A 3147-nucleotide genomic window follows, 5' to 3' on the forward strand; every position below is an offset into this window, starting at 1 on the left:
AAAAGGTTGATTATGGTTTTAGTTTTCTGGAAAAGTTTGTGCAATTATCATTCTCTGTTCCTGCACCTTCTCAAAAAACATTGGATAGTTTTGTTGAAAAAATCTCTGAAATGCCGGCAGAAACAAAAGCTTCTGCAGAAAAATACTTTTTGGGGATTCCTTATAGTTTTTTGGGTTTAATCAAAATATTATTTTCATCTAATATTCAGCTTATTGTATACTTTTTAATATCTTATTCTATAGTTAATTTTGAGTTACCATATTGGAGATACCCTAAAATTTGGATATATTTGATACCAGAAATCTTGAAAGATTTGATACCAGAAATATTGGATTATCCCAAATTTTCACTAATTGCATATTCCCTACTAATTTCTGATAATGAAGCAAAACAAGAAGTATTGCACCAAGTTCTTAAAGCAATACTAATCAAAAGAACTCCAGAAAAAACTCTGCCATATCCAGACTCATCTATTTTCCCGATTATTGAAAAAGATTTAGACCAAGAAAGTCTGAAATTAGCTATCAGAATAGCTGCTGAATTTTTTGATTATAATCCCCGGCGTTTAAAACAATATATTAATACCCTGAGATTAAGAATTTATATTACTTATTATTCTATTGGAATTACCTTGGATGAGACAGAAAAAGAAATAATAACCATAGAACAAATAAGTAAGTTTACGGCACTGACGCTTCAGTATCCCCGTCTTCTTTTGGCACTAAAGAGGAATCAATATCTACTTGCTGAGTTAGAAAAATATGCTTCTGATAAATTTATTCAGTCAAATAATTCTATTATACTCAGTCTTAAATCTACACCTAATTCTCAAGATGAAGGAAATGCAAATTATTGGATTAGTAATTACCCAAAAATATCAAAATTACTTTGCCCTCAAACAAACAATGAGGGAGAAAACCAGGACAATTGTATTTTCCAAAATGCTTCTATTAAAAGACTCCTGGAAGTTTCACCACAAGGAATACCTCCTAAATATTTTAAACTTCGTGAATTTCTAGCTACTAAGAAGTGGGAAGAGGCAGATATGGAAACTTATCAAGTTATGTTACAAGTTGCAGGGCGAGAGGAGGAACGTTGGCTGAGGGTAAAAGATATGGGGCAATTTCCTTGTAAAGACCTCCGCATAATAGACCAACTTTGGGTAAAATATAGTGATGGTAAGTTTGGCTTTTCTGTGCAAAAGAAAATTTATCAAAGTATTTGTGGTACGAAGGATTATAATAATCGTGATAAAAAAATTTGGGAAAATTACTCAGACCTATACGCCTCTCCTGTGGTGCAGATTGACCACCTCTATCCATATTCTTATATTATTTATAGCTCCTCCTTTAAGCCCTGGTCGTTGATGTTGAGAGATAGGGGTTTCATTGGTTTAGAGGGGGCACTATTCTCTCGCGCAGAGACTTGTGGACTTTAACAGATAAGCGTTTCAGCCGTCAATATAGTATTTTGTAGGTTGGGTTGACGGAGGAAACCCAACAAAAATAAACGGTGGTAATAAAGCCATAATGGTACAGTAACTTGAGAAGTTTTCTGTTGGGTTGCGCTGCCGCTTAACCCAACCTACGGTTTATGGTTTTTATTGTGGGTGAACAAAAACAGACATAATATTGAGATAAAATTTTTAGTTGACGGAGGAAACCCAACAAAAATAAACGGTGGTAATAAAGCCATAATGGTACAGTAACTTGAGAAGTTTTCTGTTGGGTTGCGCTGCCGCTTAACCCAACCTACGGTTTATGGTTTTTATTGTGGGTGAACAAAAACAGACATAATATTGAGATAAAATTTTTAGTTGACGGAGGAAACCCAACAAAAATAAACGGTGGTAATAAAGCCATAATGGTACAGTAACTTGAGAAGTTTTCTGTTGGGTTGCGCTGCCGCTTAACCCAACCTACGGTTTATGGTTTTTATTGTGGGTGAACAAAAACAGACATAATATTGAGATAAAATTTTTAGGAGCTAAAACCCAACTACAAACTGATGCAGAAAATTATACTCCCAATATTCGCAGTATTCGCCGCCTTATTAACAGGAGCAGCTCTAATGCTCTTAGCAAAAACCAATCCTGTAACTGCTTATACCGCTCTATTCCAAGAATCTCTAACCACCTACTTTGGTTTCAGCGATACCCTCAGCAAAACCACCCCACTATTACTAGCAAGTTTAGGAATATTAATAGCATTACGAGCGGGTTTATTTAATCTCGGTGGGGAAGGGCAAATTTATATGGGAGCTTTAGGCAGTGTTGTCGCCGGACTATATTTGCCTAACTTCCCAATATGGATACATTTACCTCTAGCATTGACGGCAGGTTTTCTTCTCGGAGCATTTTGGGGAGCGATCGCTGGTTTTCTCAAAGTTACCCGTGGTTTAAACGAAGTGTTGACTACCCTATTACTCAACTACATCGCTCAAAATTTTGTCAATTACATGGTAAATGAACCACTTATCGCCCCCGACGCTCCTAGTCCGTATACACCTCTAATTGCGGAGTCAGCACGTTTACCGATAATTTTGCCCAAAACTCAAGCCCACGCCGGAATTTTATTGGGGTTAGCTATTGCCATAATTTTAGCGGTGGTGTTGTCGTTTACAGCTTTCGGTTATCAAGTGGATGCCGTGGGGCAAAACCCTACTGCAGCTCGTTACAGCGGAATTTCTGTTAACCATACTATTCTCGCAGTTATGGGTTTATCCGGTGGTTTAGCAGGTTTAGCAGGAAGCGCAGAAGTATTGGGAGCCAAATATCGGTTATTTGAAAACTTTTCTCCTGGTTATGGTTTTGACGCGATCGCCATTGCGTTATTAAGTCGAGGCAACCCACTGGCAGTAGTTTTAACATCTTTATTTTTTGGTGTTCTCAGGAGTGGGGCAAATGTGATGCAGCGGAGTGCGGGGGTTTCCATAACTATTGTTTATGCTATTCAAGGTTTGACAGTGTTGTTTTTGGCAATAAGTTTGGCGTTTCAAGAGCAAAGAAAAAGATTTACAACAGATTCTAAGATATAAAGTATCAATATTGATGATAATATTAGGACTTACGCAGATACGCTGTATATAGCGCTCAATACTATTGTCCAATAGTTAATCAACTCTATAGATAGTGCCTTTGCCTAAGT

General features: G+C 37.0%; 2 protein-coding genes. Both read left to right on the forward strand.

From position 1 onward, the window contains the following. On the forward strand, nt 1-1439 hold a 1439-nt coding region (locus AC3DU7_RS26080), incomplete at its 5' end, for a GUN4 domain-containing protein (RefSeq protein WP_488042191.1). 632 nt (nt 1440-2071) lie between these two features. Beyond that, the gene (locus AC3DU7_RS26085) at nt 2072-3037 is read left to right on the forward strand and encodes an ABC transporter permease (protein ID WP_488042192.1); all 966 of its coding nucleotides are present in this window, start codon (nt 2072-2074) and stop codon (nt 3035-3037) included. Nucleotides 3038-3147 lie beyond the last annotated feature (110 nt).

This window comes from Okeania sp., from assembly GCF_983059655.1.